The sequence below is a fragment of the Acinetobacter haemolyticus genome, assembly GCF_900406815.1.
GTDB lineage: Bacteria > Pseudomonadota > Gammaproteobacteria > Pseudomonadales > Moraxellaceae > Acinetobacter > Acinetobacter haemolyticus_A.
Genome location: NZ_OVCN01000063.1, coordinates 1 through 370 on the forward strand (window position 1 = coordinate 1; position 370 = coordinate 370).

1 tRNA gene and 1 rRNA gene are annotated in these 370 nt (G+C 44.6%); both read right to left on the reverse strand.

The window, feature by feature from the left end:
- Positions 1-49: 49 nt before the first annotated feature.
- Positions 50-126, reverse strand: a tRNA-Ile gene (locus DK207_RS15680).
- Positions 127-290: 164 nt separating this feature from the next.
- Positions 291-370: ribosomal RNA gene (locus DK207_RS15685) — 16S ribosomal RNA — on the reverse strand; the annotation flags it as partial.

A 370-nucleotide genomic window follows, 5' to 3' on the forward strand; every position in this document is an offset into this window, starting at 1 on the left:
TATATCTTCTCTTCTGGCAGCTTGTGATTATTCATCACTTCGTCAGTAGTGGTGGGTCTGACAAGACTTGAACTTGTGACCCCACGCTTATCAAGCGTGTGCTCTAACCAACTGAGCTACAGACCCTGAGAAAGTTTTAAAGCAACGCTTTAAAAGTTTTGCAAGACAAACAGCTCCGCTGTGCGTAGTGTTTGAGTCTCGTTTTTTCTTAAAGGCTTAACTCTAAATCTTTAAAGACATATCTCGAAGAACAACTTGTTGTGGATTCTTACCAGTCACCAATCTTTCGTTAAGGAGGTGATCCAGCCGCAGGTTCCCCTACGGCTACCTTGTTACGACTTCACCCCAGTCATCGGCCACACCGTGGTAA